The organism is Xanthomonas sp. 3307, assembly GCF_014199735.1.
Classification (GTDB): Bacteria; Pseudomonadota; Gammaproteobacteria; order Xanthomonadales; family Xanthomonadaceae; genus Xanthomonas_A; species Xanthomonas_A rydalmerensis.
The window spans coordinates 377,574-403,797 of sequence record NZ_JACHOG010000002.1; the positions used below are offsets into that span (position 1 = coordinate 377,574).

At 67.8% G+C, this 26,224-nt stretch carries 26 protein-coding genes; 8 read left to right on the forward strand and 18 right to left on the reverse strand.

The genetic code is table 11. The annotated features are described in order from the left end of the window. The first annotated feature begins 30 nt into the window (after nucleotides 1-30). The 4 genes from GGR64_RS06465 (at nucleotide 31) to GGR64_RS06480 (ending at nucleotide 5,386) form a co-directional block, all read left to right on the forward strand. The gene (locus GGR64_RS06465; protein ID WP_184644668.1) at nucleotides 31-1,362 is read left to right on the forward strand and encodes an ABC transporter permease; all 1,332 of its coding nucleotides are present in this window, start codon (nucleotides 31-33) and stop codon (nucleotides 1,360-1,362) included. After that, nucleotides 1,359-2,594 carry an FtsX-like permease family protein gene (locus tag GGR64_RS06470; protein ID WP_184644670.1) on the forward strand — a complete coding sequence of 412 codons (1,236 nt, stop codon included), beginning with the start codon at nucleotides 1,359-1,361 and terminating at the stop codon, nucleotides 2,592-2,594. Before GGR64_RS06465 ends, GGR64_RS06470 begins: the two co-directional genes overlap by 4 nt. Before the next feature lie 102 nt (nucleotides 2,595-2,696). Continuing rightward, nucleotides 2,697-4,034 (forward strand): sigma-54 dependent transcriptional regulator, encoded by a 1,338-nt coding sequence (locus tag GGR64_RS06475; RefSeq protein ID WP_184644672.1) that lies wholly within the window; start codon nucleotides 2,697-2,699, stop codon nucleotides 4,032-4,034. After that, nucleotides 4,031-5,386 (forward strand): HAMP domain-containing sensor histidine kinase, encoded by a 1,356-nt coding sequence (locus GGR64_RS06480; RefSeq protein ID WP_184644674.1) that lies wholly within the window; start codon nucleotides 4,031-4,033, stop codon nucleotides 5,384-5,386. Before GGR64_RS06475 ends, GGR64_RS06480 begins: the two co-directional genes overlap by 4 nt. Before the next feature lie 108 nt (nucleotides 5,387-5,494). On the opposite strand, the gene GGR64_RS06485 is transcribed toward GGR64_RS06480, so the two are convergent. Beyond that, complete coding sequence (locus tag GGR64_RS06485) at nucleotides 5,495-6,016, reverse strand: GNAT family N-acetyltransferase (RefSeq protein ID WP_184644676.1); 522 nt, start codon at nucleotides 6,014-6,016, stop codon at nucleotides 5,495-5,497. Nucleotides 6,017-6,019: 3 nt separating this feature from the next. Beyond that, nucleotides 6,020-7,387, reverse strand: a complete 1,368-nt coding sequence (glmU, locus tag GGR64_RS06490) for a bifunctional UDP-N-acetylglucosamine diphosphorylase/glucosamine-1-phosphate N-acetyltransferase GlmU (protein WP_184450321.1) — start codon at nucleotides 7,385-7,387, stop codon at nucleotides 6,020-6,022. Between the two features lie 140 nt (nucleotides 7,388-7,527). Here glmU and GGR64_RS06495 point away from each other — a divergent pair, with 140 nt between their 5' ends. Further along, nucleotides 7,528-7,911, forward strand: a complete 384-nt coding sequence (locus GGR64_RS06495) for a GtrA family protein (RefSeq protein ID WP_160969295.1) — start codon at nucleotides 7,528-7,530, stop codon at nucleotides 7,909-7,911. A gap of 394 nt (nucleotides 7,912-8,305) precedes the next feature. Here the strand turns inward: GGR64_RS06495 and GGR64_RS06500 are convergent, their stop codons facing one another. From GGR64_RS06500 to GGR64_RS06545, 10 genes are all read right to left on the reverse strand, one after another. Next, nucleotides 8,306-8,884, reverse strand: coding sequence for a chorismate mutase (locus GGR64_RS06500; RefSeq protein ID WP_184644678.1), 579 nt, complete (start codon nucleotides 8,882-8,884; stop codon nucleotides 8,306-8,308). Nucleotides 8,885-9,192: 308 nt separating this feature from the next. Beyond that, nucleotides 9,193-9,615 (reverse strand): F0F1 ATP synthase subunit epsilon, encoded by a 423-nt coding sequence (locus tag GGR64_RS06505; protein ID WP_019796279.1) that lies wholly within the window; start codon nucleotides 9,613-9,615, stop codon nucleotides 9,193-9,195. 144 nt (nucleotides 9,616-9,759) lie between these two features. Then, a complete protein-coding gene (gene atpD / locus GGR64_RS06510) occupies nucleotides 9,760-11,166 on the reverse strand; it encodes a F0F1 ATP synthase subunit beta (RefSeq protein WP_160969252.1) in 1,407 nt (468 codons plus the stop codon). Nucleotides 11,167-11,311: 145 nt separating this feature from the next. Beyond that, complete coding sequence (gene atpG, locus GGR64_RS06515; RefSeq protein ID WP_048492349.1) at nucleotides 11,312-12,175, reverse strand: F0F1 ATP synthase subunit gamma; 864 nt, start codon at nucleotides 12,173-12,175, stop codon at nucleotides 11,312-11,314. A gap of 185 nt (nucleotides 12,176-12,360) precedes the next feature. Further along, nucleotides 12,361-13,908 (reverse strand): F0F1 ATP synthase subunit alpha, encoded by a 1,548-nt coding sequence (gene atpA / locus GGR64_RS06520; RefSeq protein WP_184644680.1) that lies wholly within the window; start codon nucleotides 13,906-13,908, stop codon nucleotides 12,361-12,363. Nucleotides 13,909-14,055: 147 nt separating this feature from the next. Further along, nucleotides 14,056-14,583, reverse strand: coding sequence for a F0F1 ATP synthase subunit delta (locus tag GGR64_RS06525; protein WP_017910292.1), 528 nt, complete (start codon nucleotides 14,581-14,583; stop codon nucleotides 14,056-14,058). A gap of 1 nt (nucleotide 14,584) precedes the next feature. Beyond that, on the reverse strand, nucleotides 14,585-15,055 hold the full coding sequence (locus GGR64_RS06530) for a F0F1 ATP synthase subunit B (RefSeq protein WP_017910291.1): 471 nt from the start codon (nucleotides 15,053-15,055) through the stop codon (nucleotides 14,585-14,587). A gap of 114 nt (nucleotides 15,056-15,169) precedes the next feature. Then, nucleotides 15,170-15,469, reverse strand: a complete 300-nt coding sequence (gene atpE, locus GGR64_RS06535; protein ID WP_010340497.1) for a F0F1 ATP synthase subunit C — start codon at nucleotides 15,467-15,469, stop codon at nucleotides 15,170-15,172. 77 nt (nucleotides 15,470-15,546) lie between these two features. Then, on the reverse strand, nucleotides 15,547-16,341 hold the full coding sequence (atpB, locus tag GGR64_RS06540; RefSeq protein WP_184644682.1) for a F0F1 ATP synthase subunit A: 795 nt from the start codon (nucleotides 16,339-16,341) through the stop codon (nucleotides 15,547-15,549). A gap of 26 nt (nucleotides 16,342-16,367) precedes the next feature. Next, a complete protein-coding gene (locus GGR64_RS06545) occupies nucleotides 16,368-16,733 on the reverse strand; it encodes an ATP synthase subunit I (RefSeq protein WP_184450328.1) in 366 nt (121 codons plus the stop codon). Between the two features lie 446 nt (nucleotides 16,734-17,179). On the opposite strand from GGR64_RS06545, the gene GGR64_RS06550 reads away from it, so the two are divergent. After that, the gene (locus tag GGR64_RS06550; RefSeq protein WP_160969258.1) at nucleotides 17,180-17,992 is read left to right on the forward strand and encodes a hypothetical protein; all 813 of its coding nucleotides are present in this window, start codon (nucleotides 17,180-17,182) and stop codon (nucleotides 17,990-17,992) included. A 142-nt stretch (nucleotides 17,993-18,134) separates the two neighbouring features. Here GGR64_RS06550 and GGR64_RS06555 read toward each other — a convergent pair whose 3' ends face one another. From GGR64_RS06555 to aceF, 3 genes are all read right to left on the reverse strand, one after another. Further along, nucleotides 18,135-18,434, reverse strand: coding sequence for a hypothetical protein (locus GGR64_RS06555; RefSeq protein ID WP_184644685.1), 300 nt, complete (start codon nucleotides 18,432-18,434; stop codon nucleotides 18,135-18,137). Between the two features lie 49 nt (nucleotides 18,435-18,483). Then, the gene (gene lpdA / locus GGR64_RS06560; RefSeq protein ID WP_184450333.1) at nucleotides 18,484-20,280 is read right to left on the reverse strand and encodes a dihydrolipoyl dehydrogenase; all 1,797 of its coding nucleotides are present in this window, start codon (nucleotides 20,278-20,280) and stop codon (nucleotides 18,484-18,486) included. A 132-nt stretch (nucleotides 20,281-20,412) separates the two neighbouring features. Further along, on the reverse strand, nucleotides 20,413-22,167 hold the full coding sequence (gene aceF / locus GGR64_RS06565) for a dihydrolipoyllysine-residue acetyltransferase (protein ID WP_184644687.1): 1,755 nt from the start codon (nucleotides 22,165-22,167) through the stop codon (nucleotides 20,413-20,415). A 218-nt stretch (nucleotides 22,168-22,385) separates the two neighbouring features. On the opposite strand from aceF, the gene GGR64_RS06570 reads away from it, so the two are divergent. Continuing rightward, entirely contained in the window at nucleotides 22,386-23,129 is a 744-nt protein-coding gene (locus GGR64_RS06570) for a hypothetical protein (RefSeq protein ID WP_184644689.1), read from the forward strand. A 1-nt stretch (nucleotide 23,130) separates the two neighbouring features. Here GGR64_RS06570 and GGR64_RS06575 read toward each other — a convergent pair whose 3' ends face one another. Further along, nucleotides 23,131-23,670: a DNA-deoxyinosine glycosylase gene (locus GGR64_RS06575; RefSeq protein ID WP_184644691.1), complete on the reverse strand. Its 540-nt coding sequence runs from the start codon at nucleotides 23,668-23,670 to the stop codon at nucleotides 23,131-23,133. A 182-nt stretch (nucleotides 23,671-23,852) separates the two neighbouring features. On the opposite strand from GGR64_RS06575, the gene GGR64_RS06580 reads away from it, so the two are divergent. Then, a complete protein-coding gene (locus tag GGR64_RS06580; RefSeq protein WP_184450341.1) occupies nucleotides 23,853-24,485 on the forward strand; it encodes an OmpW family outer membrane protein in 633 nt (210 codons plus the stop codon). 145 nt (nucleotides 24,486-24,630) lie between these two features. Here the strand turns inward: GGR64_RS06580 and GGR64_RS06585 are convergent, their stop codons facing one another. Then, the gene (locus tag GGR64_RS06585) at nucleotides 24,631-25,194 is read right to left on the reverse strand and encodes a DUF1453 domain-containing protein (protein WP_184644693.1); all 564 of its coding nucleotides are present in this window, start codon (nucleotides 25,192-25,194) and stop codon (nucleotides 24,631-24,633) included. Between the two features lie 13 nt (nucleotides 25,195-25,207). Next, nucleotides 25,208-26,011, reverse strand: a complete 804-nt coding sequence (locus GGR64_RS06590; protein WP_160969274.1) for a MetQ/NlpA family ABC transporter substrate-binding protein — start codon at nucleotides 26,009-26,011, stop codon at nucleotides 25,208-25,210. Nucleotides 26,012-26,224: the final 213 nt, after the last annotated feature.

Consider the following 26,224-nt stretch of genomic DNA (forward strand, 5'->3'; position numbering starts at 1 on the left):
ACGGCCACCACCCAAGGAAGGAGCTGTCGCATGTTGAACTATTATCTGCCGCTGGCCTGGCGCAGCCTGCGGCGTACGCCGGTCGCCACCGCGTTGATGGTGCTGGCGATCGGCCTGGGCATCGGCGCGAGCATGACCATGCTGACGGTGCTGCATGTGATGTCGCGCGATCCGCTGCCGGGCAGAAGCGCTGCGCTCTACACCCCGCATCTTGACCCGTTGCCGGCCAGTTACCCCGATAGCCAGGAGTGGAGCGATCCGGCTGACAACCTCACCTGGCCCGACGCCATGGCGCTGCTGCGCGCCGCCCCGGCCACGCCACAGGCGGCGATGACCGGCGGGCAAGCGTTGCTGTGGCCACCGCGCGGGGCCCAAGCGCCGCTCGACCTGAGCGGGCGCTACGCCAGCGCCGGGTTCTTCGCCCTGTTCGGCATCCCCTTGCAGCGCGGACGCGGCTGGAGCGCGCAGGACGACCAGAACCATGCCCGCGTCATCGTGCTGAGCCGCACCCTGGCCGATACACTGTTCGGCGCGCGCGACCCGGTCGGCCAGCGGGTGGCGCTCGGGGAAAAGCGCATCGGCTTCGAGGTGATCGGCGTGGCCGGCCCATGGAATCCGCAACCGCTGTTCTATGGCGATCCGGGCAGCAAGGGCAGCTTCGGCCAGCAGGACGATTTCTTCCTGCCGCTGTCGACCGCGATGGAACTGGCGCTGGACGTCAACGGCAACATCAGTAGCTGGGACAAGGTCAGCGGCGACGACGCGGCGCGATTAAAAGATCCTTCGACCAGCTGGCTGCAATTCTGGGTGCGGCTGGACACGCCGCAGCAGGTCGCCGACTACCAGCACCTGCTCTACGACTATGCCGCGACACAACACGCCAGCGGACGCTTCCAGCGCCCGCCGGAGCGTGCACGGCTGTACGCGTTGATGGACTGGCTGCGCCACCTGCGGATGGTGCCCGACGATGTGCGCCTGCAGACGCTGCTGGCACTGGGCTTCCTCTGGATCTGTCTGGTCAACGTGATCGCCTTGCTGTTGGCGAAATTCCTGCGTCGCGGCGGCGAGATCGGCGTGCGGCGCGCGCTCGGCGCCCGCCGGAGCCACGTGTTCCTGCAGTTCGGCAGCGAAGCCGCACTGATCGGGCTGCTCGGTGGCGGACTGGGCATCGCGATCGCCGAGCTGGGTCTGTGGAGCGTGCGCCAGCGCCCGGACGACTACGCCAGGCTGGCACGGATGGACCTGCAGATGCTGCTCGCCACCGTGGCGCTGGCGGTGATCGCCGCGCTGCTGGCGGGCCTGCTGCCCGCATGGCGGGCGAGCCGGATCAACCCCGCCCTGCAGATCAAGGACCTGACATGAATCTGCCGATCCGCCCCATCCTCTCCAGCCTGCAACATCACCGCCTCACCGCCGCGCTGCTGGCGCTGCAGGTCGCGCTGACCTGCGCCTTCGTCGCCAACGCCGTGTTCCTGATCGGTGGGCGCATCGAACGGTTGCGGGTCCCCAGCGGCTTGCCGGAGCAAGAACTCGCGCTGATCTCGGTCCGCGGCGTCCAGAGCGATGGCAATGCGTTGGCCCAGCAACAATCCGATCTGCGGGCATTGCGCGGCATCCCCGGCGTCACCGCAGCCGCCGCGATCGGCTTCAGCCTGCCGCTGTCCGGCGGCGCCAACGACTATGGCGGTTGCCCCGACCGGCAGACGCTGGACCGCGCGATGGCGCAGCATTCGATGGACAATACAGGGTGCATCCAGGCCACGTATTACTCCGGCTCGCAAGGTTTCGTGCAGGCCATGGGCGCGCACCTGATCGCCGGCCGCGACTTCCGTGCCGACGAATATTCCACCGCCTCGCCAAGCGCCGTGATCGTCACCCGCACGCTGGCGCGGCAACTGTGGCCAGGTCAACCTGCGGTGGGCAAAACGCTGTATGGCGGAGTCCAGGGCGCCATCGTCGTCGGCGTCGTCGACGATCTGCTGCGCACGACGCTGCGTGGCGCAACGGTCGACCACCTTGCCGCACTGTCGCCGCAGCTTCCCGCGGGCAACCACGTGCAATACCTGTTGCGCAGCGCGCCGCAGGACCGCGAACGGGTCCTGGCCGCAGCGGCCGGCGCGCTGGCAAAGGCAGGGCCGCTGCGGCTGATTCCGCGCGAAGGGCGCCGCAGCTACTCCCAGCTGCGGCAGCGCTATTTCCAGCGCGATGCCACCATGATCGGGTTGCTGCTCGCAGCGACCACGGGCCTGTTGTTCGTGACCGCCCTGGGCATCGGCGGCCTGGCCAGCTTCTGGGTGCAGCAACGCACGCGCCAGATCGGCATCCGCCGTGCCATCGGCGCCAGCCGTCGCGACATCCTGTGGCATTTTCGGACCGAAAACCTGCTGATCGTGAGCGCTGGCAGCGCCGTGGGCATGATGCTGGCATTGCTGCTCAATCACGCGCTTTTGCAGCACTACGATCTGCCACGCCTGCCGCTGGGCTACCTGCCGGCCGTCGCTGCAGCGCTCTTGCTGCTCGGCCAGCTGGCGATACTGGCGCCCGCGCGCCGCGCCGCCGCGGTTCCGCCGGCAGTGGCCACGCGCAGTGTCTGAGCCAGCGATGCGCGGACACACGACAAGCCGGACGCAGGCTGCGATGATGCGGCCTGATCCGTTTTCCTCCACCGGCGCGCCGACCCGCGCCCAAGGTGCACGATGCCCTGCCTGCTGATCATCGACGACAACCCCGCGGTCGCCACTGCGCTAGAAGTGCTGTTCTCCCTGCACGACATCGACACGGTGTATGCCGACAGCCCGCAGGCTGGCCTGCAGCGCCTGGCCGAGAGCGACATCGACCTGGTGCTGCAGGACATGAACTTCACCGCCGACACCACCTCCGGCGAGGAAGGCGTGGCCCTGTTCGAGGCGATCCGCACGCGCCATCCGGACCTGCCGGTGATCCTGCTGACCGCCTGGACCCAGCTCAGCAGCGCGGTGGAACTGGTCAAGGCGGGCGCCGCCGACTACCTGGCCAAACCCTGGGACGACCGCAAGCTGCTGACCACGGTCAACAACCTGCTGGAACTGTCCGAGACGCGCCGCGAACTGGAGCGCCGCCGCGACGGCGAGCGCCGCCATCGTCAGCAACTGGCGCAGCGCTACGACCTGTGCGGCGCGGTGTTCGCCGACCCCGCCAGCGAGCGCGCCATCGCCCTGGCCTGCCAGGTCGCGCGTTCGGAACTGCCGGTACTGATCACCGGCCCCAACGGCAGCGGCAAGGAGAAGATCGCGCAGATCATCCAGGCCAATTCCTCGGTGCGACGCGGCCCGTTCGTGGCGCTGAACTGCGGCGCGATCCCGGCCGACCTGATCGAGGCCGAACTGTTCGGCGCCGAGGCCGGCGCCTACACCGGCGCCAACAAGGTGCGCGAGGGCAAGTTCGAGGCCGCCGACGGCGGCACCCTGTTCCTGGACGAGATCGGCAACCTGTCGCTGGCCGGGCAGATGAAGCTGCTGCGGGTACTGGAGACCGGGCGTTTCGAGCGGCTCGGTTCCAACCGCGAGCGGCAGGTCAAGGTGCGGGTGATCAGCGCCACCAACGCCGACCTGACCGCGATGATCCGCGAGGGCAGCTTCCGCGAGGACCTGTACTACCGGCTCAACGCGGTGGAACTGTCGCTGCCGGCGCTGGCCGAGCGCCCCGGCGACATCGTGCCGTTGGCCGAGCACTTCCTCTCCGGCGACAAGCCGCTGTCGTCCGGCGCCTGCCAGGCACTGCAGCGCCACGCCTGGCCCGGCAACGTGCGCGAACTGCGCAACGTGGTGCAGCGCGCCGAACTGCTGGCCAGCGGCGCGCAGATCGAGGTCGCCGACCTCAACCTGCCGAAGCCGGCAGCGCCGCGCATGACCGCCGCCGCCGAACCCGACCGCGAGCGCATCGTGGCCGAACTGGGCCGCGCGCACGGCGTCATCGCCCAGGCCGCCGCCGAACTGGGCATGAGCCGGCAGGCGCTGTACCGGCGCATGGACCGCTACGGCATCCCGCGCGAATGAAACTGCGCCGCTCCTTCACAGCCATGCTGTTCCTGCGCCTGCTGCCGGTGCTGGCGCTGGCGGCGGCCTTGCCGTGGCTGCTGGCCTACTGGATGGACCGCGGCTGGGAAGTGGTGACGGCCTCGACGCTGGCCCTGCTGCTGCTGATGTGGTGGACCCTGCGCCGCGCCACCGCGCCGATGCGCTCGGTGTTCCGCGCCCTGGCCGGCACCGTCAGCAGCTATCGCGACGGCGAGTACAACTTCGGCGTGCACTGGCGCGGCGACGACGAACTGGGCGAGATGGTCGCCGCGCACGCGCAACTGGGCGAGATCCTGCGCGAGCAACGCCAGGGTCTGGCGCAGCGCGAGCTGATGCTCGACACCATGGTGCAGAACACCCCGGTGGCGATGCTGCTCACCTCCAAGGGCGGCGACGGCCTGCGCCGCGTGGTGTTCTCCAACCTGGCCGCGCGCAAGCTGCTGCACAGCGGCTGGAAGCTGGAAGGCCAGCGACTGGACGACCTGTTGCTCGGCGTGCCGGCCCCGCTGCGCGAGGCGATCTCGCGCGGCGGCGACAGCCTGTTTGCGATCGAGGGCGGCGACGAGGATCCGGACGAGGAGCAGATCTACCACCTGTCGCAGCGCCGCTTCCATCTCAACGGCCGCCCGCACGAACTGCTGCTGATCCGCCTGCTCACCGCCGAGCTGCGCCGCCAGGAAGTGCATACGTGGAAGAAGGTGATCCGGGTCATCAGCCATGAGCTCAACAACTCGCTGGCGCCGATCGCCTCGCTGGCGCACTCCGGCGCCGAACTGGTGCGGCGGCAGAAGGTGGAGCGGCTGGAAGAGGTGTTCGGCACCATCGAGGAACGCGCGCGGCACCTGGAAGGCTTCATCCGCGGCTACGCGCGCTTCGCCAAGCTGCCGCAGCCGCAACTGCAGACGGTGCACTGGGCGCAGTTCCTGGCCGGGCTGCAGCAGCAGATTCCGTTCGCGCTGGACCTGGAGTCGCCGGACCTGCACAGCCGGGTCGATCCGGCGCAACTGCAGCAGGCGCTGCTCAACCTGGTCAAGAACGCGCACGAATCCCTGCCCGAGGGACAGACGCCGGCCGACGGCGTGCGCGTGCGCGTGTCCACACGCCCGGACTGGCTGCGCCTGGAAGTGCTGGACCGCGGCAGCGGCATGAACGAGGCGGTGCTGCACAACGCGCTGATGCCGTTCTATTCGACCAAGCGCAACGGCACCGGCCTGGGCCTGGCCCTAACCCGCGAGATCGTCGAAGCCCACGGCGGCCGCCTGTCGCTGCACAACCGCGACGAAGGCGGGCTGTGCGTGACGGTGCAGTTGCCGCAGGGGGAGCGGAGCTGATTGTTTTGGAGCCGGGATTCGGGATTCGGGATTGGGGATTCGTAACCCGGCTCCCGAGAAACATGGCAGCCGCTGCAACCTGAGAGACGGCGACTTGCCGCACCCCGCTCAGCGCAACGGCAGCGGACAGCGCATCGCCACCCGCAGGTGCATGGGGAAGCCAAGTGCGGCTTCCTGTTGCAAGGTCGCGCACAACTGCGGCCCCCACTGCGTAGGCGGCAACTCGACGAAGCCTTCGCTGGCGTAGAACGGCGCATTCCACGGCACGTCGCGCAAGGTGGTCAGCAGCATGCATTGGAAACCAGCAGCTGCCGCGGCGGCGCGCACATGCCGCAGCAGCGCACGTCCATGGCCGCGACGCCCGTAGCGCGGATCCACATCCATCTGTTGCACATGGAAACCATCGTCCAGGCACCCGCCGAGCAGATAGCCCGCGCAATCGCCATCGTCGTCCAGCGCCACCCACAGCTGCTCGCGCGCCAGTCCTGCACGCAGGGCGTCCATCTCCAACGCATGCGCCGCGAATACGGCCTGCGCCATATGGCCCTGCAGCAGGGCGCCGGCGCGCCGCTCGATTTCCGGCAACCGCGCCAGCTCGTGCTCGCGCGCCAGGCGGATGTGCCTGGCCATGCCTCAGTCGCGCTTGCCCGGGCGTTTCCAGCCCTCGACGGTTTCCTGCCGCACCCGTGCCACGCTCAACTTGCCGGCCGGCGCGCTGCGGGTGATCACCGAGCCGGCGCCGATGGTGGCGCCCTCGCCGATCTCCAGCGGCGCCACCAGCGCGCTGTTGGAGCCGACGAACACGCCATCGCCGATCACCGTCTGCGACTTGTTGACCCCGTCGTAGTTGCAGGTGATCACGCCGGCGCCGACGTTGACGCCGCTGCCGATGGTGGCATCGCCCAGATAAGTCAGGTGATTGGCCTTGCTGCCGACACCGAGCACCGCCTTCTTGGTCTCGACGAAATTGCCGATGTGCACGCCATCGGCCAGCACCGTGCCCGGTCGCAACCGGGCGAACGGACCGATCTGCACCGCGCCCTCGGCCACCACGCCTTCCAGGTCGCAATGCGCGCGCACCTCGGTGCCGGGCCCCAGCACCACGTCCTTCAGCCGCACGAACGGGCCGATGCTGACGCCGTCGCCCAGTTCCACCTCGCCTTCCAGGATCACGTTGGCGTCGATGCACACGTCGTGGCCGACACGCACGCGGCCGCGCTGGTCCAGGCGATGCGGGTCGATCAGCTGCACGCCCTGTTCGCACAGCGCACGCGCCGCGCGCAACTGCCAGGCGCGTTCCAGTTGCGTCAGTTGCCATGGATCGTTGGCGCCCTCGGCCTCGATCGGATCGGCCACCAGCACCATTTCCGCCGGAGTGAACTCGGCGGCAGCCGCGGCGAACACATCGGTCAGGTAGTACTCGCGCTGCGCGTTGTCGTTGCGCAACTGCGCCAGCCAGCGCTTCAACGCAGTGGACTCGGCGGTGACGATGCCGGTGTTGATGGTGCGGATGCGCCGCTGCTCGTCGTCGGCATCCTTCTGCTCGACGATCGCCGCGACCTTGCCGGCGGCGTCGCGCACGATGCGGCCGTAGCCGGTGGGATCCTCCGGTTCGGCCACCAGCACCGCGACGCGGCCGGGCGCATGCAGCAGGCGGATCAGGGTTTCGGCGCGGATCAGCGGCACGTCGCCGTACAGCACCAGCACCGTGGCCGCGTCGGGCACGGCCGCCATCGCCTGCTGCACCGCGTGGCCGGTGCCCAGCTGTTGCGCCTGCTCGGCCCACAGCAGGTCCGGCTGGTCGGCGAAGGCCGCCAGCACCGCATCGCCGCCATGGCCATGGACGATGTGGATCGCGTCCGGCTGCAGTTGGCGCGCGGTCTCGATCACGTGCGCCAGCATCGGCCGGCCGGCGATCGGCTGCAGCACCTTGGGCTTGACCGACTTCATCCGCTTGCCCGCGCCGGCGGCGAGGATCACGACGTGCAGTGGCAGGCTCATGGGACGGTTCCGTTGCGGGTGGACGACGAATTCTAGAGGCTGCCGGCCACGCCTGCCGTCACGACCGCGCCACACGCGGCGGGCTGTACATCGACGCCGCAGGCGCTAGCATGCGCGATCGTCTCCTCCTGCGGATGTTCATGGGTCTTCTGCGCCAGGGCAGCCAGTTCCTGCTGATCGGCCTGCTGCAATTGCTGATCGACTGGAGCGTGTTCGTCGCCGCCACCGCGGCCGGCATGCCGACGGTGCCGGGCAACGTGCTGGGCCGCGTCTGCGGCGCCCTGCTCGGGTTCTGGCTCAACGGCCGCATCACCTTCGCCAGCGACGACGCCGCACGCCTGGGCTGGCGCCGCTTCGGCCGCTTCATGGCCATGTGGCTGGTGCTTACCGTGCTCAGCACCTGGCTGGTGGCGCTGTGCGCGCACGCGCTGGGCCTGCGCCTGGCCTGGCTGGCCAAGCCGCTGGTCGAAGGCATGCTGGCGGTGGTGTCGTTCTTCCTCGGCCGGCAGCTGGTCTACCGCTAGCGCTGGCAGCACGGCGGGCATACAGACGGCACGCCGCTGCGCGCAATCGGCATCGATGGCTGTCGGGGCTGAAGCCCCTCCCACAAGAGCCAGCGGATGCCGGGAGCGTCCCTGTGGGGGCGACTTCAGGGAACCTCGAATAACCACGCAGTCCCTTTGTAGGAGCGGCTTCAGCCGCGACAAGCTCTACCGGAAACGCCGGTCGCGGCTGAAGCCGCTCCTACGAGGATAAAGATGTGTCCGGCTGCGCCGCGGCAACGAGTGTTATTAGAGAGACCCTTCAGTCGCGACGATCGAAGCCCGAACGACGGGCCCGCATCTGGGGCGCTGATCGCCAGAACAACTTCGCCTCCCTCCAACGCAGGCCATCCGTCGCCGGCCCACTACCGAAGACTCAGTGGCAGAAATCGCCCAGGCTGCGCACCAGCGCGGTGCGGTGCAGCTGGTCCAACTGCCAGCGCAGCGCATAGGCCTCGGCCGCGCGGGCGGTGGTGGCCGGGCAATCCGGCGCCTGGCGCACCGCGGCGCTGGCCTGCAGCGCATCCAGCATCTCGCCCTGCAGCTGATCCAGGCGCGCACGCAGCGCGGTCAGGTCCGGGCGCGGGCTGTTGGGCGCGCGGCCACGCAGGTGCCAGCGCGACAGCAGTTCGTACTGCACCAGCTTGTTGGATTCGATCTGCATGCCGAAGAAACGCGCGGCATCGTCCGGATCCAGGCCGTGGGCCGGCGCCTGCTCGCGCACGCTCGCCAGCACCGCGGCCTCGCGCGTGGCGTCCAGCACCGGCTTGCCGCTGTCCCACTTGCTCAGCGCGACCTGGTCGCCGATCGCATTGCGCTCGGCGATGCGATCCAGCAGCGGCTCCAACGGGGTGGCGCTGCGCGCGGGCAACGCGCATCCCATCAACAGGGCGCCGGCCAGCACGGCGGTCAACGCGTGCACGCAGGGACGAGGAACGGAAGCGGACAGGGGCATCTCGATTCTCCGGTAACCGTCTGCGGGCGGGGGATGGACCGCAGATCGGGCGGTCATCTTGCCGTAGTCCGCGGACCGAACGATGACCGCACTCGGGTCTTGTCGCATGACATCGCGGCCGAGTCAGCGACCAGCAAGCCAGCGCCGTGCGCTGCGTCGCATTCCGCATCGATGCGGCGACGATGATCCAGGCGCACGCGCGCGGACGCACCACGTAAGCGCGGAGCACCACAGCTCCAGACACGACAACGCCGGCAAACGCCGGCGTCGTCGTCGCGCATGCGGCCGCTGGCCGCGTGGCACGGAACTCAGTGCTTGAGGTTCTTGCGCAGGCGCTCCAGCGCCTGCAGCTGCGCGGTGACCTCGGCCAGCTTGGCCTGCGCCTCGGCCACGTCCATGCCTTCGCCGCGGTTGGCAAGCAAGCGCTCGGCTTCTTCCTTGGCCTTGCGCACCGACGCCTCGTCGATGTCCTGCGCGCGGATCGCGGTGTCGGCCAGGATCGTCACCACCTGCGGCTGCACCTCGAGGATGCCGCCGGAAATGGCGAAGTCCAGCTGCTCGCCGCTCGGGGTGGTCACCACCACCTTGCCGGGCTTGAGCCGGGTGATCAGCGGCGCGTGCTTAGGCGCGATGCCCAGCTCGCCCAGCTCGCCGGTCGCGACCACCAGGGTGGCGTCGCCGTGGTAGATCTCATGCTCGGCGCTGACGATGTCGCAACGGATGGTGCTCATGATTACCTCGCTGGCGCGAGGCGGGATTGGGGAGTCGGGATTGGGGATTGGCACAAGCGGTCGCGCCGCTTGGTCCTCACACCCACTCCCTTGTCCTCGATGCCGCCTTGCGAATCCCTAATCCCGAATGCCGAATCCCGGCGCTTACGCCTTCTCGGCCATCTTCTTGGCCTTCTCGACCGCTTCCTCGATGCCGCCGACCATGTAGAAGGCCTGCTCCGGCAGGTGGTCGTACTCGCCGTCGACGATGGCCTTGAAGCCGCGGATGGTGTCCTTCAGCGACACGTACTTGCCCGGCGAGCCGGTGAACACTTCGGCCACGTGGAACGGCTGGCTGAAGAAGCGCTCGATCTTGCGCGCGCGCGACACGGCCTGCTTGTCCTCTTCGGACAGTTCGTCCATGCCCAGGATCGCGATGATGTCCTTCAGTTCCTTGTACTTCTGCAAGGTGGACTGCACGCGGCGGGCGGTGTCGTAGTGCTCGTGGCCGATCACGTTCGGGTCCAGCTGGCGGCTGGTCGAATCGAGCGGATCCACCGCCGGGTAGATACCCAGCGAGGCGATGTTACGCGACAGCACGACGGTGGCGTCGAGGTGGGCGAAGGTGGTCGCCGGCGACGGGTCGGTCAGGTCGTCCGCGGGCACGTACACGGCCTGGATCGAGGTGATCGAGCCGGACTTGGTCGAGGTGATGCGCTCCTGCAGCACGCCCATTTCCTCGGCCAGGGTCGGCTGGTAGCCCACCGCCGACGGCATGCGGCCCAGCAGCGCCGACACTTCGGTACCGGCCAGGGTGTAGCGGTAGATGTTGTCGACGAACAGCAGCACGTCCTTGCCCTTGCCGGACGCGTCCTTCTCGTCGCGGAAGTACTCGGCCATGGTCAGGCCGGTCAGCGCGACGCGCAGGCGGTTGCCCGGCGGCTCGTTCATCTGGCCGTACACCATCGCCACCTTGTCCAGGACGTTGGAGTCCTTCATCTCGTGGTAGAAGTCGTTGCCCTCGCGGGTACGCTCGCCCACGCCGGCGAACACGGACAGACCCGAGTGCGCCTTGGCGATGTTGTTGATCAGCTCCATCATGTTGACGGTCTTGCCGACGCCGGCGCCGCCGAACAGGCCGACCTTGCCGCCCTTGGCGAACGGGCACATCAGGTCGATCACCTTGATGCCGGTTTCCAGCAGCTCGGTGGCCGAGGACTGGTCTTCATAGGTCGGCGCCGCGCGGTGGATTTCCCAGTGATCGCTGGCCTGCACGTCGCCGGCCTCGTCGATCGGACGGCCCAGCACGTCCATGATGCGGCCCAGCGTGCCGGCACCGACCGGCACCGAGATCGCGCGGCCGGTGTTGGTGGCGATCAGGTTGCGTTTGAGGCCGTCGGTGGAACCGAGGGCGATGGTGCGCACGATGCCGTCGCCCAGCTGCTGCTGCACTTCCAGCGTGATGGCGGTGCCTTCGACCTTCAGTGCGTCGTAAATCTTCGGCACATCGGCACGCGCGAATTCGACGTCGACGACCGCGCCGATGATCTGAACGATCTTGCCCTGACTCATTTTGCTGCTCCGGTTAGCTTTAGTTCTGTCCGGATGGCCTGCGCCATCCCATGGATTTCGTGATTGGGGATTCGCGATTCGGGAGTGGTAAAAGCGCGCTGCGCTGCTCTTGCCAATCCCGACTCTCCAATCCCGAATCCCGGCACTACACGGCCGCTGCGCCGCCGACGATTTCGGAAATTTCCTGCGTGATCGCAGCCTGACGCGCCTTGTTGTAGACCAACTGCAAGGTGCTGATCAGCTTGCTGGCGTTGTCGCTGGCCGCCTTCATCGCGACCATGCGCGCCGCATGCTCGGACGCCACGTTCTCCAGCACCGCCTGGTACACCAGTGACTCGATGTAGCGCGTCATCACGTGCTCGAGCACGGTCGCGGCATCGGGTTCGTACAGGTAGTCCCAGTCGTGGTGCGCGACCTGGCTCTCGGCCGCCGGCAGCGGCAGCAGCTGGTCGAAGCTGGCCTTCTGCGTCATCGTGTTGACGAAGCGGTTGTAGACCAGATACACGCGATCCAGCTTGCCTTCGGTGAACGCATCCAGCATCACCTTGATCACGCCGATCAGCTGCTCCACGCGCGGCAGGTCGCCCAGGTGGCTGACGCTGCCGACCATGTCCACCTTGAGCCGGCGGAAGAACACCGAGGCCTTCTGGCCGATGGTGACCACGTCCACCCCCGCGCCCTGGTCCTGCCACTGGCGCACTTCGCCCAGCATCTTGCGGAACAGGTTGTTGTTCAGGCCGCCGGCCAGGCCGCGATCGGAGGAGATCACGATGTAGCCGACGCGCTTGACCGACTCGCGCTGCACCAGGAACGGATGCGTGTAGTCGGTGCTGGCCTGCGCCAGATGCCCGATCACCTGCTTCATCGCCTGCGCGTAGGGACGCGAGGTCTTCATCCGATCCTGCGCCTTGCGGATCTTGGAGGCCGAGACCATCTCGAGCGCGCGCGTCACCTTGCGGGTGTTCTGCACGCTCTTGATCTTGGATTTGATTTCGCGTCCGCCTGCCATTACTCGCTCGCTCCGCTCGTGGGATTCGGGATTCGGGATTGGGGATTCGCTAAAGCTCCCAAACCCACCTCGCCTACAAACCCAACTATCTGAATCTGAAGATCCGGAGCGGTGATCGGGATCGACCCATCCCCTGAACCACCGCTCTTACGAATCCCGAATGCCCAATCCCGAATCCCGGCTCTTTACCAGCTACCGGTGGTCTTGAACTCGCCGATGCCCTTCTTGAACGCGGCCTCGATGTCGCCGTTCCAGTCGCCGGTGTCGTTGACCTTGGCGATCAGCTCGCCCTGGGTGTTGGCGAAGTGGGCATGCAGGCCCTCTTCGAACGCCAGCAGCTTGTTGACCGGCACGTCGTCGAGGTAGCCCTCGTTGACGGCGTAGATCGACAGCGCCTGGTTGGCGATGGACATCGGCAGGTACTGCTTCTGCTTCATCAGCTCGGTGACGCGCTGGCCGCGCTCGAGCTGCTTGCGGGTGGCTTCGTCCAGATCCGAGGCGAACTGCGCGAACGCCGCCAGCTCGCGGTACTGCGCCAGCGAGATGCGGATGCCGCCGGAGAGCTTCTTGATGATCTTGGTCTGCGCGGCGCCGCCGACGCGCGACACCGAGATACCGGCGTTCACCGCCGGGCGGATGCCGGCGTTGAACAGGTCGGTTTCCAGGAAGATCTGGCCGTCGGTGATCGAGATCACGTTGGTCGGCACGAACGCCGACACGTCGCCGGCCTGGGTCTCGATGATCGGCAGCGCGGTCAGCGAACCGGTCTTGCCCTTGACCTCGCCCTTGGTGAACTGCTCCACGTAGTCCTCGGACACGCGCGCGGCGCGCTCCAGCAGGCGACTGTGCAGGTAGAACACGTCGCCCGGGTAGGCTTCGCGGCCCGGCGGGCGCTTCAGCAGCAGCGAGATCTGGCGGTAGGCCACGGCCTGCTTGGACAGATCGTCGTACACGATCAGCGCGTCTTCGCCGCGATCCATGAAGTACTCGCCCATGGTGCAGCCGGCGTAGGCGCTGATGTACTGCATCGCCGCCGATTCGGAGGCGGTCGCGGCGACCACGATGGTGTGCGCCAGCGCGCCGTTCTCTTCCAGCTTGCGCACGATGTTGGCCACGGTCGAGGCCTTCTGCCCGATCGCCACGTACACGCACTTGATGCCGGTGTTCTTCTGGTTGATCACCGCGTCGATGGCCAGCGCGGTCTTGCCGGTCTGGCGGTCGCCGATGACCAGCTCGCGCTGGCCGCGGCCGATCGGGATCATCGCGTCGACCGACTTGTAGCCGGTCTGCACCGGCTGGTCGACCGACTTGCGCCAGATCACGCCCGGCGCCACGCGCTCCACCGGCGCGGTCTGGTTGGTGCCCAGCGGGCCCTTGCCGTCGATCGGCTCGCCCAGCGCGTTGACCACGCGGCCCAGCAGCTCCTTGCCGACCGGCACTTCCAGGATGCGGCCGGTGGTCTTGGCCACGTCGCCTTCGCGCAGGCTCTCGTAGTCGCCGAGCACCACGGCGCCGACCGAGTCGCGCTCCAGGTTCAGCGCCAGGGCGTAGGTGTCGTTCGGCAGTTCGATCATTTCGCCCTGCATCACGTCGGCCAGGCCGAAGATGCGCACGATGCCGTCGGACACGCTGGTGACCGTACCTTCGTTGCGCGACTCCGCGGCCAGCTTGACCTGCTCGATGCGGTTCTTGATCAGTTCGCTGATTTCGGAGGGGTTGAGCGTGGTTGCCATCTTGGTTTCCTTCGGATCGTCCATCGCGCAGCGGCGGATGGCGACGTGTGGTTAGCTTCTTTGAGAATCGGGAATGGGGAATCGGGAATCGGGGGTGGCGTCGCCGCCGGGCCGGGTTCTCTCCTCTCTATTCGCCATTCCCGTTTCTTAGTGGGCCAGTGCGGATTGCAGACGCGACAGCTTGCCTTTCAACGAACCGTCGATGACCACGTCGCCGGCGTCGATCACCGCGCCGCCGATCAGCGAAGCGTCCACCGCCGTGGTGATTTCGACCTCGCGGCCGAAGCGCTGCTTCAGCGCCACCTTCAGCGAGGCCACCTCGGCATCGCTCAGCGCCGTCGCGGAGGTCACGTTGGCCTGCACCACGCGCTCGGCCTCGGCCCGCAGCTGGTCGTACAGCCCGGCGATCTCCGGCAGCAGCGGCAGCCGCTGGCCTTCGGCCAGCAGGCTCAGGAAGCGCTGGTACTGCTCGTCGGCGGCTTCCGGCGCCAGCAGCGACACCGCCTGCTCCCGCTGCAGCAGCGGGTTGTGCAGCAACGCGGCCACGCGCGGGTCGGCCGCGACCTGGGCGGAGAACGCCAGCGCCTGCGACCAGGGCGCGAGCTTGCCGGCGTCGCTGGCCGCGGCGAACGCGGCACGGGCGTAGGGACGCGCCAGTGTGAGGGCCTGGCTCATCTCAGATCTCCGCCGCCAGCTCGTCGAGCAGCGCCTTGTGGGCGTTGGCGTCGATTTCGCGCTTGAGCAGCTTCTCGGCACCGCTCACCGCCAGCAGCGACACCTGGCGACGCAGGTCCTCGCGCGCACGGTTGGCCGCGGCGTCGATCTCGGCCTGGGCCAGTTCCTTCTGCCGGTTGGCTTCGACGATCGCCTCGTGCTTGGCCGCCTCGACGATCTGATTGGCGCGCGCATGGGCCTGATCGATGATCTCGTTGGCCTTGATGCGGGCGTCCTTCAACGCTTCGTTGACCTTTTCCTGCGCCTGCGCCAGATCCTTCTGACTGCGATCGGCGGCGGCCAGGCCTTCGGCGATCTTCTGTTGGCGCTCTTCGATGGCCTGCATCAGCGGCGGCCAAATCTTGGTCGCGACGATCCAGATCAGACCGGCGAACGCCAGCGCCTGGGCAAAGAGGGTGAGACCGATATTCATGGGGTACGCTCAGCCAATGGTGACGGGGTGGACGCGCCGCCAGCACGGCAGCGCGTCCGAACCTTCATCCGTAGCGGCGGCCGCCGGTGGCGACCGCACGCCGGTACGACGGGATCAACCGCCCTGCGGCAGACGCGCGACGAACTCGCCGATCATCGGGTTGGCGAACGCGAACAGCAGGCCGACCGCGACGCTGATGATGAACGCGGCGTCGATCAGGCCGGCGGTGATGAACATGCGGACCTGCAGCACCGGGATCAGTTCCGGCTGGCGCGCGGCCGATTCCAGGAACTTGCCGGCCATGATGGCCAGACCGAGGCCGGCGCCCAGCGCGGCCAGGCCGATCATGATGCCGACGGCGAGGACGGTGGAGCTCTGGACTTGGGCGAGGTTGGTCAGGACGGCGAAGTACATGGTTTTCTCCAGGAACAAAGTTGCTTGAGGATGGTGAATCGAACGAAGGGTTGCTTAGAACGCGTGAAACAGAAACGTCAGTGGCTGTCTTCCGCCAGGCTCAGATACACGATGGACAGCATCATGAAAATGAACGCCTGCAGCGGAATCACCAGCAGGTGGAACAGCATCCAGCCGAAGCCGAACGCACCGCCGGCCAGCGCGCCGAAGATGCCGGCACCGCCGAGCACCCAGATCAGCAGGAACACGATCTCGCCGCCGAACATGTTGCCGAACAGTCGCATCGCCAGCGACACCGGCTTGCTCAGCCACTCGACGACATTGAGGATCAGGTTGAACGGCAGCATCCACTTGCCGAACGGCGCGGTGAGGAATTCCTTGGCCATGCCGCCCACGCCCTTGGAGCGCAGCGAGAAGAAGATCATCAGGAAGAACACGCTGATCGACATGCCCAGGGTGGCATTGACGTCGGCGGTCGGCACCGGCTTCCAGTAGTGCACGCCGGCCCAGCTCAGCGGGATCGCCAGGAAGTCCGCCGGGATCATCTTGATGAGGTTCATCATCAGGATCCAGAAGAACAGGGTGATCGCGATCGGGGTCACCAGCTTGCTGGTGCCGTGGTAGGTGTCCTTGGCCTGACGGTCCACGAACTCCAGCAGGATCTCCACGAATGCCTGCCACTTGCCCGGCACGCCGGCGGTGGCCTTGCGCGTGGCTAGCCAGAAGCCGAACACCATCAGCAGGCCGGACAGCACCGACATGACCATGGTATCGACGTGCACCTGCCAGAACCCGCCTTCCTGCACCTGGAAGGTGAGGTTGTGCAGATGGTGCTGGATGTAGGAGGTAGGGGTTTCTGCCTCGCCCGCCATGTGTCCTGAGCCTTTTCTTGATTCGATCAACGTCTGGCCAGAGCCAGAACCTGGAACATCAGCCCGACGGCGATACCCGCCAACAGGGCCAGAGGAGGCAGCCGCCACCAGGCAAAGCCCAGCGCCAGTACCGCGAACACCAACACCCACTTCAGCACCATGGCCACGATCAACCGCGCCAATGCCGAACCCGCCGCCTGCACACCGCCATTGAGCGCGGTACGTGCTGCCAGCCATCCCCCTGCCACGGTCGCCAGCCCGGTTGCGGCAGCGCCCATCGCGTACTTCGGCCCCAGCAGCAAGAACAGCAGGGACATCACGGCCACCGCCACCAGCGGGTAAATCGCTGCGCGCAGCATCAGCCGCCGACCCGCATCAACGGAGTTCAGCACAGAAAATCCTGCATTTGGTGGTGGATTGAGGACGGCTTCGCGTCCGTCGAGCCGCGGAATTATAGCAATGGGACAATTTGCGAGACAACCGCCAGTGGTCCTGACCGCGCCCGAATGCCCATCCGCCCGTAGACGATAGCACGGCCGTCGCCCACGGCCGGCGCCGAATGCGGCGTTGCAACACGTCTTTGCGGAGGAACTTTCTGTCCACTGCCCTGTCTGATCGGACAGGGACTGCGCCCATCCTCGTCGGCCCACAGCGCAGGCCCACCGAGCCCCGGTCTTTCCGGGGCTCTTTTCGTTGCGCGTTCTGGGACGTGGGTGGCGACACGGGCAACCATACTTTCACGAATGGTGGACGCGGATTTAAGGATAGTGACGCCACGCGCTGGCGCCAGCCATCGACGACCTATCCCAAGAACCCAAGACGACGGAGCTTGTCCCCCATGAAACACTTGCTTGCCCTGGCGCTGCCGTTCGCGCTCGCCGCCGCTTACGCCACGCCCGCCCACGCCGAAGACGGCGACGACCGCTTCACCCTGCGGGTGGGCGCGATGAACGTGGACAACGACAACACCCTGCGCGGCAATGCCGTGATCAATGGCAACGCCATTTCCGGCGCGCAGGACTTCAATTTCGGCGGCAAGGAATGGGAGCCGCGCGTGGATGGCGTGTTCCGCCTCAGCACCCGCCAGCGCCTGATCTTCGACTACTTCAAGTACGACAAGGACCGCCGCGAAGAGCTGGGCGAGGACGTCAGCTTCGGCGGCGTGACCGTGCCGACCGGCAGCTTCGTCAAGGGCGAACTGAAGTACCAGGTCGCCAGCCTGGTGTACGACTACTCGGTGATCGACAACCCGCAGTTCAGCATGGGCCTGCAGATCGGTGCCGAGTGGGCCAAGGTGCAGGCCAACGCCTACGCCGACCTGGGCCCGGTGTACGCCGGCACCTTCCTGGACGAGAGCGAGGACGGCGCCGCGCCGGTGGTCGGCCTGCGCTTCACCGCGCACCCGAGCGAGCACTGGCTGTTCAACATCCAGGGCCAGTACCTCAACACCAAGTGGGGCAACTTCGACAAGTACGACGGCGACCTGAGCCGCGCCAACGCCATCGTCGAATACCGCTTCACCCGCAACTTCGGCATCTTCGCCGGCTACGACTGGTTCAAGCTCGACGTGGACCGCAAGCGCGACAATGCCAGCATCGGCCTGAAGCAGGAGTTCAAGGGCCCGGTCGCGGGCGTGACCTTCGCGTTCTGATTGGTTCGGGACCCGGGACCCGGGACCCGCAAGCAGCTTCATGTTCATGCAGAACCCCGCAGCGATGCGGGGTTCTGTCGTTTAACGGGTACGTGGTCAATGGCCGGCGCGGCGACAGCCGCGTCGCGCAGCCGACACACACTCAGGGCGGCTTGGTCGCCCCCGCCACCAGCAGATGCTGGTGCGCCGTGCAGTAGCACTCGTCGTGCCAGCCGTAGTGCGGATCGGTGCAGATCGCGTGTTGCACCACCGCCGGCAGCGACGCCACGTCGCTGCGCAAATCGTGCTTCAGCGACACGAACACCGAGCCCGGCTGCGGCCAGTCGGTCCGCTGCGGCGGCTCGGCGATGCGATTGCCGCTGGCCAGTTCGCGCTGCAGCAGCGCCTGCAGTTCGGGACACAGGTTGTCCTGCCCCACGGCGACCTCCGTGCGTCGGTTCACCCCGGCAGCGACCGCACCGCGCGTGGCGGCACGGTCGCGCGGGGCGGCATCACTTCTTCTTCGGGATGTACAGGTCGGTGATGGTGCCGTCGTAGACCTCGGCACTCATGCCGACCGACTCGCTCAGGGTCGGATGCGCATGGATGGTGTGGCCGATGTCCTCGGCCTCCGCGCCCATCTCGATCGCCAGGCCGATCTCGGCCAGCAGGTCGCCGGCGTGCACGCCGACGATGGCGCCGCCGATGACCCGGTGCGTCTCCTCGTCGAAGATCAGCTTGGTGAAGCCCTCGGTGCGGCCGATGCCGATGGCGCGGCCGCTGGCCGCCCACGGGAACTTGGCCACGCCGACCTTCAACCCCTTGGCCTTGGCCTCGGTCTCGGTGACGCCGACCCAGGCGATTTCCGGGTTGGTGTAGGCCACCGACGGAATCACCCGCGCCACCCACTCCTTCTTCTCGCCGGCGGCCACTTCCGCGGCCAGCTTGCCCTCGTGGGTGGCCTTGTGCGCCAGCATCGGGTTACCGACGATGTCGCCGATGGCGAAGATGTGCGGCACGTTGGTGCGCATCTGCCGGTCGACCGGAATGAAGCCGCGCTCGGTGACGTTGATGCCGGCCTTGTCGGCGCCGATCTTCTTGCCGTTGGGCGCGCGACCCACCGCGACCAGCACGCGGTCGTAGGTGGTGGCGGCCAGCGCCGGCGTTTCGCCCGCGGTAGCGGCTTCGAAGGACACGGTGATGCCCTTCTTGTCGGCCTTGACCTCGGCCGCCTTGGTCTTGAGATGGACCTCCACGCCCTGCTTCTTCAGCCGGTCGGCCAGCGGCTTGACCAGGTCCTTGTCGGCGCCCGGCATCAGCTGGTCCATGAACTCGACGACGGTGACCTTGCTGCCCAGCGCGCTGTACACGGTGGCCATTTCCAGGCCGATGATGCCGCCGCCGACCACCAGCAGGGTCTTGGGGATGTCCTGCAGTTCCAGCGCGTCGGTGGAGTCCATCACCCGCTTGTCGTCCCACGGGAAATTCGGCAGCTTCACCGCCTGCGAGCCGGCAGCGACGATGCAGTGCTCGAAACGCAGCAACTGGGTCTTGCCGTCGGCGCCGACGATCTCCAGTTCGTTCGGCGACACGAACGACGCCACGCCGGTGACGGTGCGCACCTTGCGCTGTTTGGCCATGCTGGCCAGGCCACCGGTGAGCTTGCCGACCACCTTCTCCTTGTACTCGCGCAGCTTGTCCAGGGTGATCTTCGGCTTGCCGAAGTCCACGCCGAAGTCGCCGGCATGGGCGACCTCGTCGATCACCGCGGCCGCGTGCAGCAGCGCCTTGGAGGGAATGCAGCCGACGTTGAGGCAGACGCCGCCGAGGCTGGCGTAACGCTCGATCAGCACCGTGTCCAGGCCCAGGTCGGCAGCGCGGAACGCGGCGGTGTAGCCGCCAGGGCCGGCGCCGAGCACCACCATCTTGCATTCGATGTCGGCGGGCTGGCCGCTGGCCAGCGCCGGCTTGGGCGCCGGCGGCTCGGCCGGCGCGCGGTGCGACGGCGCCACCGGCGGCTTGCTGGCCGGCACCTCGGCCGGGGCCGCGGCGGGCGCGGCCGCGGCGCCGTCCGCGGTCTCCAGCAGCGCGATCACCGCGCCCTCGGACAGGATGTCGCCAAGCTTGACCTTCAGTTCCTTGATCACGCCGGCGGCCGCGGACGGCACTTCCAGCGTGGCCTTGTCCGACTCCAGCGTCACCAGGCCCTGGTCCTTCTTCACCGTGTCGCCGACGGCGACCAGCACCTCGATGACCGGAACGTCGCTGTAGTCGCCGATATCCGGGACCTTGACCTCAATGACCGCCATGCAGCTTCTCCTGTGGCCCATCGCCGCGGCGATGGGCGTTTGCAGTTCGTCGGCGCGACCGCGCAAACACGCGGCGCGCGCAAGTGGGGGAAAACCAGCACCGCGACGGACGCGGCGCCGTGACGGCAGGACTTACAGCAGCACGCGGCGCATGTCCGCCAGCACCTGGCTCAGGTAGGTGGTGAAACGCGCGGCGGCAGCGCCGTCGATGACGCGGTGGTCGTAGCTCAGCGACAGCGGCAAGAGCAGCTTGGGCGCGAATTCCTTGCCGTTCCAGACCGGCTGGATCGACGACTTGGACACGCCCAGGATCGCCACTTCCGGCGCATTGACGATCGGGGTGAAGGCGGTGCCGCCGATGCCGCCGAGCGAGCTGATCGAGAAGCAGCCGCCGCTCATGTCGGCCGGGCCCAGCTTGCCGTCGCGCGCCTTCTTGGCCAGCTCGCCGCTCTCGCGCGCCAGCTCGACCACGCCCTTCTTGTCCACGTCGCGGATCACCGGCACCACCAGCCCGTTCGGGGTGTCGGCGGCGAAGCCGATGTGGAAGTACTTCTTCAGGGTCAGGTTCTCGCCGCTGGCATCGAGCGAGGCGTTGAACTCGGGGAACTGCTTCAGCGCCGCGGCGCTGGCCTTGAGCAGGAAGGCGAGCATGGTCAGCTTGATGCCGGCCTTCTCGTTTTCCTTGTTCAGCGCCACGCGCAGGGCTTCCAGGTCGGTGATGTCGGCCTGCTCGAACTGGGTGACGTGCGGGATCATCGCCCAGTTGCGCGCCAGGTTGGCGCCGGAGATCTTCTTGATCCGCGACAGCGGCTTGACCTCGACCTCGCCGAACTTGGCGAAGTCCACCTTCGGCCACGGCAGCAGGTTCAGGCCGTTGCCGCCGGCGGCAGGCGCGGCACCCGCAGCGGCCGGCGCGGCGCCGGACAGCGCCGCCTTGACGTAGCGCTGCACGTCGTCCTTGCTGATGCGGCCGCCTTGTTCCGAGCCACTGACCTGGAACAGGTCCACGCCGAGTTCGCGGGCGAACACGCGCACCGCCGGGCTCGCATAGGGCACCTTCTGCGGCAGCACGCTGTCGGCGTCGAACGCCACCGGCGGGCTGCTCTGGGTGGCGGACGGCGCGGCGGCCTTGGCCGGCGCCGTGGCCTGGACCTGGGCGATTTCGCGCTGGGCCAGCTTGTCCGGCGCAGAGGAGGTCGGCACCGGCTCGACGCCGCCGCCGGTCTCGGCGCTGGGCTGGATCGCGGGCGCGGAGGGTGCGTCGGCATCGCTGCCGGCCACTTCGATCAGCGCCACCACCTTGCCCTCGGACAGGCTGTCGCCGACCTTGACCTTGAGTTCCTTGACCACGCCGGCCACCGACGAGGGCACTTCCATCGTCGCCTTGTCCGACTCCAGGGTGACCAGGCTCTGGTCCTTCTTCACCGTGTCGCCGACCGCGACCAGCACCTCGATCACCGGCACGTCGCTGTAGTCGCCGATGTCCGGCACCCGCGCTTCGACCACGCCGGCGGGCGCAGCCGCGGCCGGGGCCGGCTTGACCGCGTTCTGCGCGGGCGCGGCGGCCGGCGCGGCGGCCTGCTGGGCCGGCGCGGGCGTGGCCTTGGCGGCCGCAGGCGCAGCGGGTGCGGCACTGGCGCCACCCTCGGCCACTTCGATCAGCGCCACCACCTTGCCCTCGGACAGGCTGTCGCCGACCTTGACCTTGATCTCCTTGACCACGCCGGCGAACGGCGACGGCACTTCCATCGTCGCCTTGTCCGACTCCAGGGTGACCAGGCTCTGGTCCTTCTTCACCGTGTCGCCGACGGCCACCAGCACTTCGATTACCGGGACGTCGCTGTAGTCACCGATATCGGGGACAAGTGCTTCCTTGATTTCGGCCATGCGGGCAACTCCGGCAACTAATGAGGGGGAAACCCCTATTGTGGCGGCCCGCAGCCGCAGCGCCAACCTTTGCCGGGCAAAAAAGCCCGATCGCCTGCGCGGCGCGACTGCCGGCGGACAGTACGCCGGCGCATGTTGCCGGCCCGCGGCGCCCGCCGCCGGTGCACCGCCTTCACGGGGCCGCCGCTAGGCTCGCCGCAGATTTCCGGAGGGCAGGCATGCGGATCCTGGTGCTTTTGATGGCGTTGGCGATGCCGCTGGTCGCCTGGTTCGGGCAACGCGGCGCGTTCGGCCCGACCAACGGCGCCATCTCCGACCGTTACCCGACCCTGATCGTCGCCGCCGGCTACGCCTTTGCGATCTGGGGCGTGATCTTCCTGCTCGACCTGGCCTTCGGCCTGTGGCAATTCAGCGCGCGGCGCCGCCGCGGCAGCGCGCTGGCGCAGGTGCGGGCACCGGCCGCGTTGGGCTTCGCGCTGACCGCGGCGTGGATGCCGGTGTTCTCCCAGCAGCACTTCCTGCTGGCGCTGGCAGTGATCTGGACCGCGCTGGCGGCGATGCTGCTGGCCGCGCTGCGGCTGTCGCGCGATCGGGCGACCGAACCGGGCCAGACCCTGTGGGCCTGGCTGCCGCTGTCGCTGCACGCCGGCTGGCTGTCGCTGGCGGCGTTCCTGAACACCGCGCAGGTGGTCGTGGCCTACCGCTGGCTCTCGACCGAGCGGATGCTGCCGTGGAGCCTGGTGCTGTTCGCGCTGGCGGCGGCGCTGCTGCTGGGCATGAATCGGGCGATGCGCGGCAATCTTGCCTATGCAGCGGCGGCGCTGTGGGCGCTGGCCGCGGTCTACGTCAAACAGGCAGAGAGCACGCTCGCCGGTGCGCAGACCGCGGCATGGGTCGCGCTGCTGCTGGCCGCCGCGCTGGCGCTGCAGACCCTGTGGCTTCGCCTGCGCGCGCGGCGCTGATTCAACCGTCCGTCACGGCCGGGCGCAGCCAGTGCTGCAGCGGCGACCATGCCTGCAGCAGGCGCGGCCAGGCGAAGGCGGCATTGGCCGGACTGCTGGAAGGCAGCGCCAGCAGCACCAGCGGCGGATCGCGCAGCGTCAGTTGCGGCTGCGCGAAACGCGCGAACGCCTGTGCCGCCGCCGCGCCGTTGCAGGCGATGACGCGCAACTGCGGCAACTGCGCGATGCGTTCGGGCAAGGCATTGGGAACTTCGCTGCCGCGCACGATCGCCGCATCCAGGCTGCCGCGGCGCCGGCACTGGCCGATCACGTCCCACAGGCCGACGCCGGCGGCGTGCAGCGCCTGCATCCGCGCTTCGACGTCCAATGCCACATCGAAACCGCACAGCGCCGCCATCAGCGGCCAGAACCGGTTGCGCGGATGCGCGTAGTAACGCGCCTGCTGCAACGACGCCGCGCCTGGCATGGAGCCGAGCACCAGCACCCGGCAATCGTCGCGTATCTGCGCGGGCAGACCCTGCAACAGCGGCTGCGTCGTCACGTTGCACACATCAGGATGAACAGCCAAAAGCCTTAAAACCTCGTTATTTCAAGCATCAGGCGCAAGTGCCTGAACGTCGCCTGCATTGGTCCGGCGAGGGTCGGCGACGATTCATCTTCTCATCGATACGGTGTGCGCGCCCACTCCCGTGGCCCCACAAGAAAAAGATGAGGAGATACCCCATGCGGTCCATTCAGATCCTGAGCCTGGCTGTCGTGTCCGCCCTTGCGTTTGCGCCCGCCGCATTCGCACAGGATGCCGATACCGCGTCCGGCAAGCATTTCTCCGTCGTCGGCAGCGCGACCCTGCTCGACACGCACTCCAAGCCGGCGGCCGGCCTCGACGTCGATGGCGGCCCGGCGCCGACCATCAGCGCCAGCTGGCTGATCAACGACAACTGGGCGGTCGAACTGTGGGGCGCTGCCGACAAGTTCAACCACCGCGTCAAGGCGGACGGCGTTGGCAAGGTCGGCACCGTCGAACAGCAGCCGATCGCGCTGAGCGGCCAGTACCACTTCGGCCAGGCGGACAACGTGTTCCGTCCGTTCGTCGGCGTCGGTTACTACGAGTCCAACTTCAGCAACGAGAAGATCGACGCGCTTGCCGGTACCGGCCAGCACGTGAGCCTGGACACCGCCAAGGGCGCCATCGGCACCGTCGGCGTGGACATGAACATCAACTCCACCTGGTTCGCCCGTGCCGATGCGCGCTACATGCATTCGCGTCCGGAAGTGAAGGTGGCCGGCGAAGGCACCGGCGAAGACCTGAAGCTGGATCCGTGGCTGTTCAGCTTCGGCGTCGGCGCGCGCTTCTAAGCGTTCCGTCTCAAGTGTTTGCGCAAACGGGCCCGAAAGGGCCCGTTTGTTTTCGTGCGTGCACAGGGCTCGACTCTGCGCTGAAAGCTGCTGGCAGCACGATCGACAGAAGCGGTACCGCGTCGCCTTGCAGGCGCGCTCGCCCTCAACGCGGCGAGCGATCGAAACCGCGGTAGCGATCGAAACGGCGCAGGCGCCGGCGCAACAGCCAGGCATAGGCGCAGGCATAACCGAGTAACAAGGCCGCCGCGGCCAGCAGGCTGGCGTGGCTCATCCAGCCCTCGGTGGGCCAGGCCGCACCATCGACCAGGCTGCGCCAGCCCTGCCACACCCCGGCACCGATGCGCACCGCCACCAGCGCGGTCATGCCCAGCACCAGCCACAGGTTAGGCGTGTAGTGCAGCCCGTGCGGCAGCGGCTCGAAGCGGGTGGCGACGATGCCGAGCGCACCCAGCAGCACGCCGATACCCCAGCCGGCCAACGCACTGATGGCCGCACCGGCCCACCAGTGCGCGGCGATCAGGGCGAAGACCAGCAGCACCACGCTGGACAGCAGCGCCGACCACAGTTGCACTGCGATCAGCCAACCGCGCGCCTGACGTCGCGCCGTGCCCACGCGGAACCGCTGCAGCAGCGACAGCGGCAGCAACACCGCGGTCACCGCCAGCGCGATCACGATCGCCAGCGGAATGGCCAGCAGCAGCGGCATGCGCGTGGGCCGATCAGAACGCGGGCAGCACCGCGCCCTGGTACTTGCGCTGGATGAAGGCCTTCACTTCCGGGCTGGTCAGCGCCTTGGCCAGCTTCTGCACGCGCGGATCGTCCTTGTTGTCGGCACGCGCGACCAGGAAGTTCACGTATGGCGAATCCTTGCTCTCGATCGCCAGCGCGTCGCGGGTCGGGTTGAGGCCGGCGTCGAGCGCGTAGTTGGTGTTGATCAGCGCCAGGTCGACCTGGTCCAGCACCCGCGGCAGCATCGCCGAATCCAGCTCGCGGAACTTCAGCTGCTTGGGATTGGCGACGATGTCGCGCTGGGTGGACAGCGCATTGCGCGGGTCCTTGAGCTTGATGACCCCGGCCTTGTCCAGCAGGATCAGCGCGCGGCTGTTGTTGCTGGGGTCGTTGGGGATCACCACGTCGGCGCCCTGCGGCAGTGCGTCCAGTGACTTGTAGCGGCGCGAGTAGGCGCCGAACGGCTCGATGTGCACGCCGACCACGGTGACCAGATCGCTCTTGCGGTCGCGGTTGTAGGCCTGCAGGTAGGGCTCGGTCTGGAAGTAGTTCACGTCGATCTGCTTCTGCACCACCTGGTCGTTGGGCTGCACGTAGTCGTTGAACACGCGCACGTCCAGGGTCACGCCCTGCTGTTCCAGCATCGGCTTGACCACCTCCAGGATCTCGGCGTGCGGCACCGCGGTGGCGGCGACGCTGAGGTGGTCGCTGGCGGCGCCGGCATCGGGCTTGCCGCAGCCGCCGAGGGCAAGCACGGCGCTGGCGAGCAGGAGACGGAACGGGAATCGGGTCATGGCAGGTATCCGGAAAACGTGGGGAAGGAGAAGGGCAGCGGCCAGCTCTGTCAGCACGCTAGCAGACCCGGCCTCGCTCTGCGGCGAAAGACCTTAGATTGCGTCGTGTTGTGGGAGCGACGCTCGTGTGCGCTTGCAGGTCAGCCGTGACCGCGCTACCGCCAGCGGTCGCAGCTGATCCCGCAAAGGGACAAGAGCCGCTCCTACGACGAC

Bases quoted from the DNA above. Each gene is read 5' to 3' on its own strand.
- GGR64_RS06465 (WP_184644668.1), top strand. From the start codon at position 31: ATGTTGAACTATTATCTGCCGCTGGCCTGGCGCAGCCTGCGGCGTACG.
- GGR64_RS06470 (WP_184644670.1), top strand. From the start codon at position 1,359: ATGAATCTGCCGATCCGCCCCATCCTCTCCAGCCTGCAACATCACCGC.
- GGR64_RS06475 (WP_184644672.1), top strand. From the start codon at position 2,697: ATGCCCTGCCTGCTGATCATCGACGACAACCCCGCGGTCGCCACTGCG.
- GGR64_RS06480 (WP_184644674.1), top strand. From the start codon at position 4,031: ATGAAACTGCGCCGCTCCTTCACAGCCATGCTGTTCCTGCGCCTGCTG.
- GGR64_RS06485 (WP_184644676.1), bottom strand. From the start codon at position 6,016: ATGGCCAGGCACATCCGCCTGGCGCGCGAGCACGAGCTGGCGCGGTTG.
- glmU (WP_184450321.1), bottom strand. From the start codon at position 7,387: ATGAGCCTGCCACTGCACGTCGTGATCCTCGCCGCCGGCGCGGGCAAG.
- GGR64_RS06495 (WP_160969295.1), top strand. From the start codon at position 7,528: ATGGGTCTTCTGCGCCAGGGCAGCCAGTTCCTGCTGATCGGCCTGCTG.
- GGR64_RS06500 (WP_184644678.1), bottom strand. From the start codon at position 8,884: ATGCCCCTGTCCGCTTCCGTTCCTCGTCCCTGCGTGCACGCGTTGACC.
- GGR64_RS06505 (WP_019796279.1), bottom strand. From the start codon at position 9,615: ATGAGCACCATCCGTTGCGACATCGTCAGCGCCGAGCATGAGATCTAC.
- atpD (WP_160969252.1), bottom strand. From the start codon at position 11,166: ATGAGTCAGGGCAAGATCGTTCAGATCATCGGCGCGGTCGTCGACGTC.
- atpG (WP_048492349.1), bottom strand. From the start codon at position 12,175: ATGGCAGGCGGACGCGAAATCAAATCCAAGATCAAGAGCGTGCAGAAC.
- atpA (WP_184644680.1), bottom strand. From the start codon at position 13,908: ATGGCAACCACGCTCAACCCCTCCGAAATCAGCGAACTGATCAAGAAC.
- GGR64_RS06525 (WP_017910292.1), bottom strand. From the start codon at position 14,583: ATGAGCCAGGCCCTCACACTGGCGCGTCCCTACGCCCGTGCCGCGTTC.
- GGR64_RS06530 (WP_017910291.1), bottom strand. From the start codon at position 15,055: ATGAATATCGGTCTCACCCTCTTTGCCCAGGCGCTGGCGTTCGCCGGT.
- atpE (WP_010340497.1), bottom strand. From the start codon at position 15,469: ATGTACTTCGCCGTCCTGACCAACCTCGCCCAAGTCCAGAGCTCCACC.
- atpB (WP_184644682.1), bottom strand. From the start codon at position 16,341: ATGGCGGGCGAGGCAGAAACCCCTACCTCCTACATCCAGCACCATCTG.
- GGR64_RS06550 (WP_160969258.1), top strand. From the start codon at position 17,180: ATGAAACACTTGCTTGCCCTGGCGCTGCCGTTCGCGCTCGCCGCCGCT.
- lpdA (WP_184450333.1), bottom strand. From the start codon at position 20,280: ATGGCGGTCATTGAGGTCAAGGTCCCGGATATCGGCGACTACAGCGAC.
- aceF (WP_184644687.1), bottom strand. From the start codon at position 22,167: ATGGCCGAAATCAAGGAAGCACTTGTCCCCGATATCGGTGACTACAGC.
- GGR64_RS06570 (WP_184644689.1), top strand. From the start codon at position 22,386: ATGCGGATCCTGGTGCTTTTGATGGCGTTGGCGATGCCGCTGGTCGCC.
- GGR64_RS06580 (WP_184450341.1), top strand. From the start codon at position 23,853: ATGCGGTCCATTCAGATCCTGAGCCTGGCTGTCGTGTCCGCCCTTGCG.
- GGR64_RS06585 (WP_184644693.1), bottom strand. From the start codon at position 25,194: ATGCCGCTGCTGCTGGCCATTCCGCTGGCGATCGTGATCGCGCTGGCG.
- GGR64_RS06590 (WP_160969274.1), bottom strand. From the start codon at position 26,011: ATGACCCGATTCCCGTTCCGTCTCCTGCTCGCCAGCGCCGTGCTTGCC.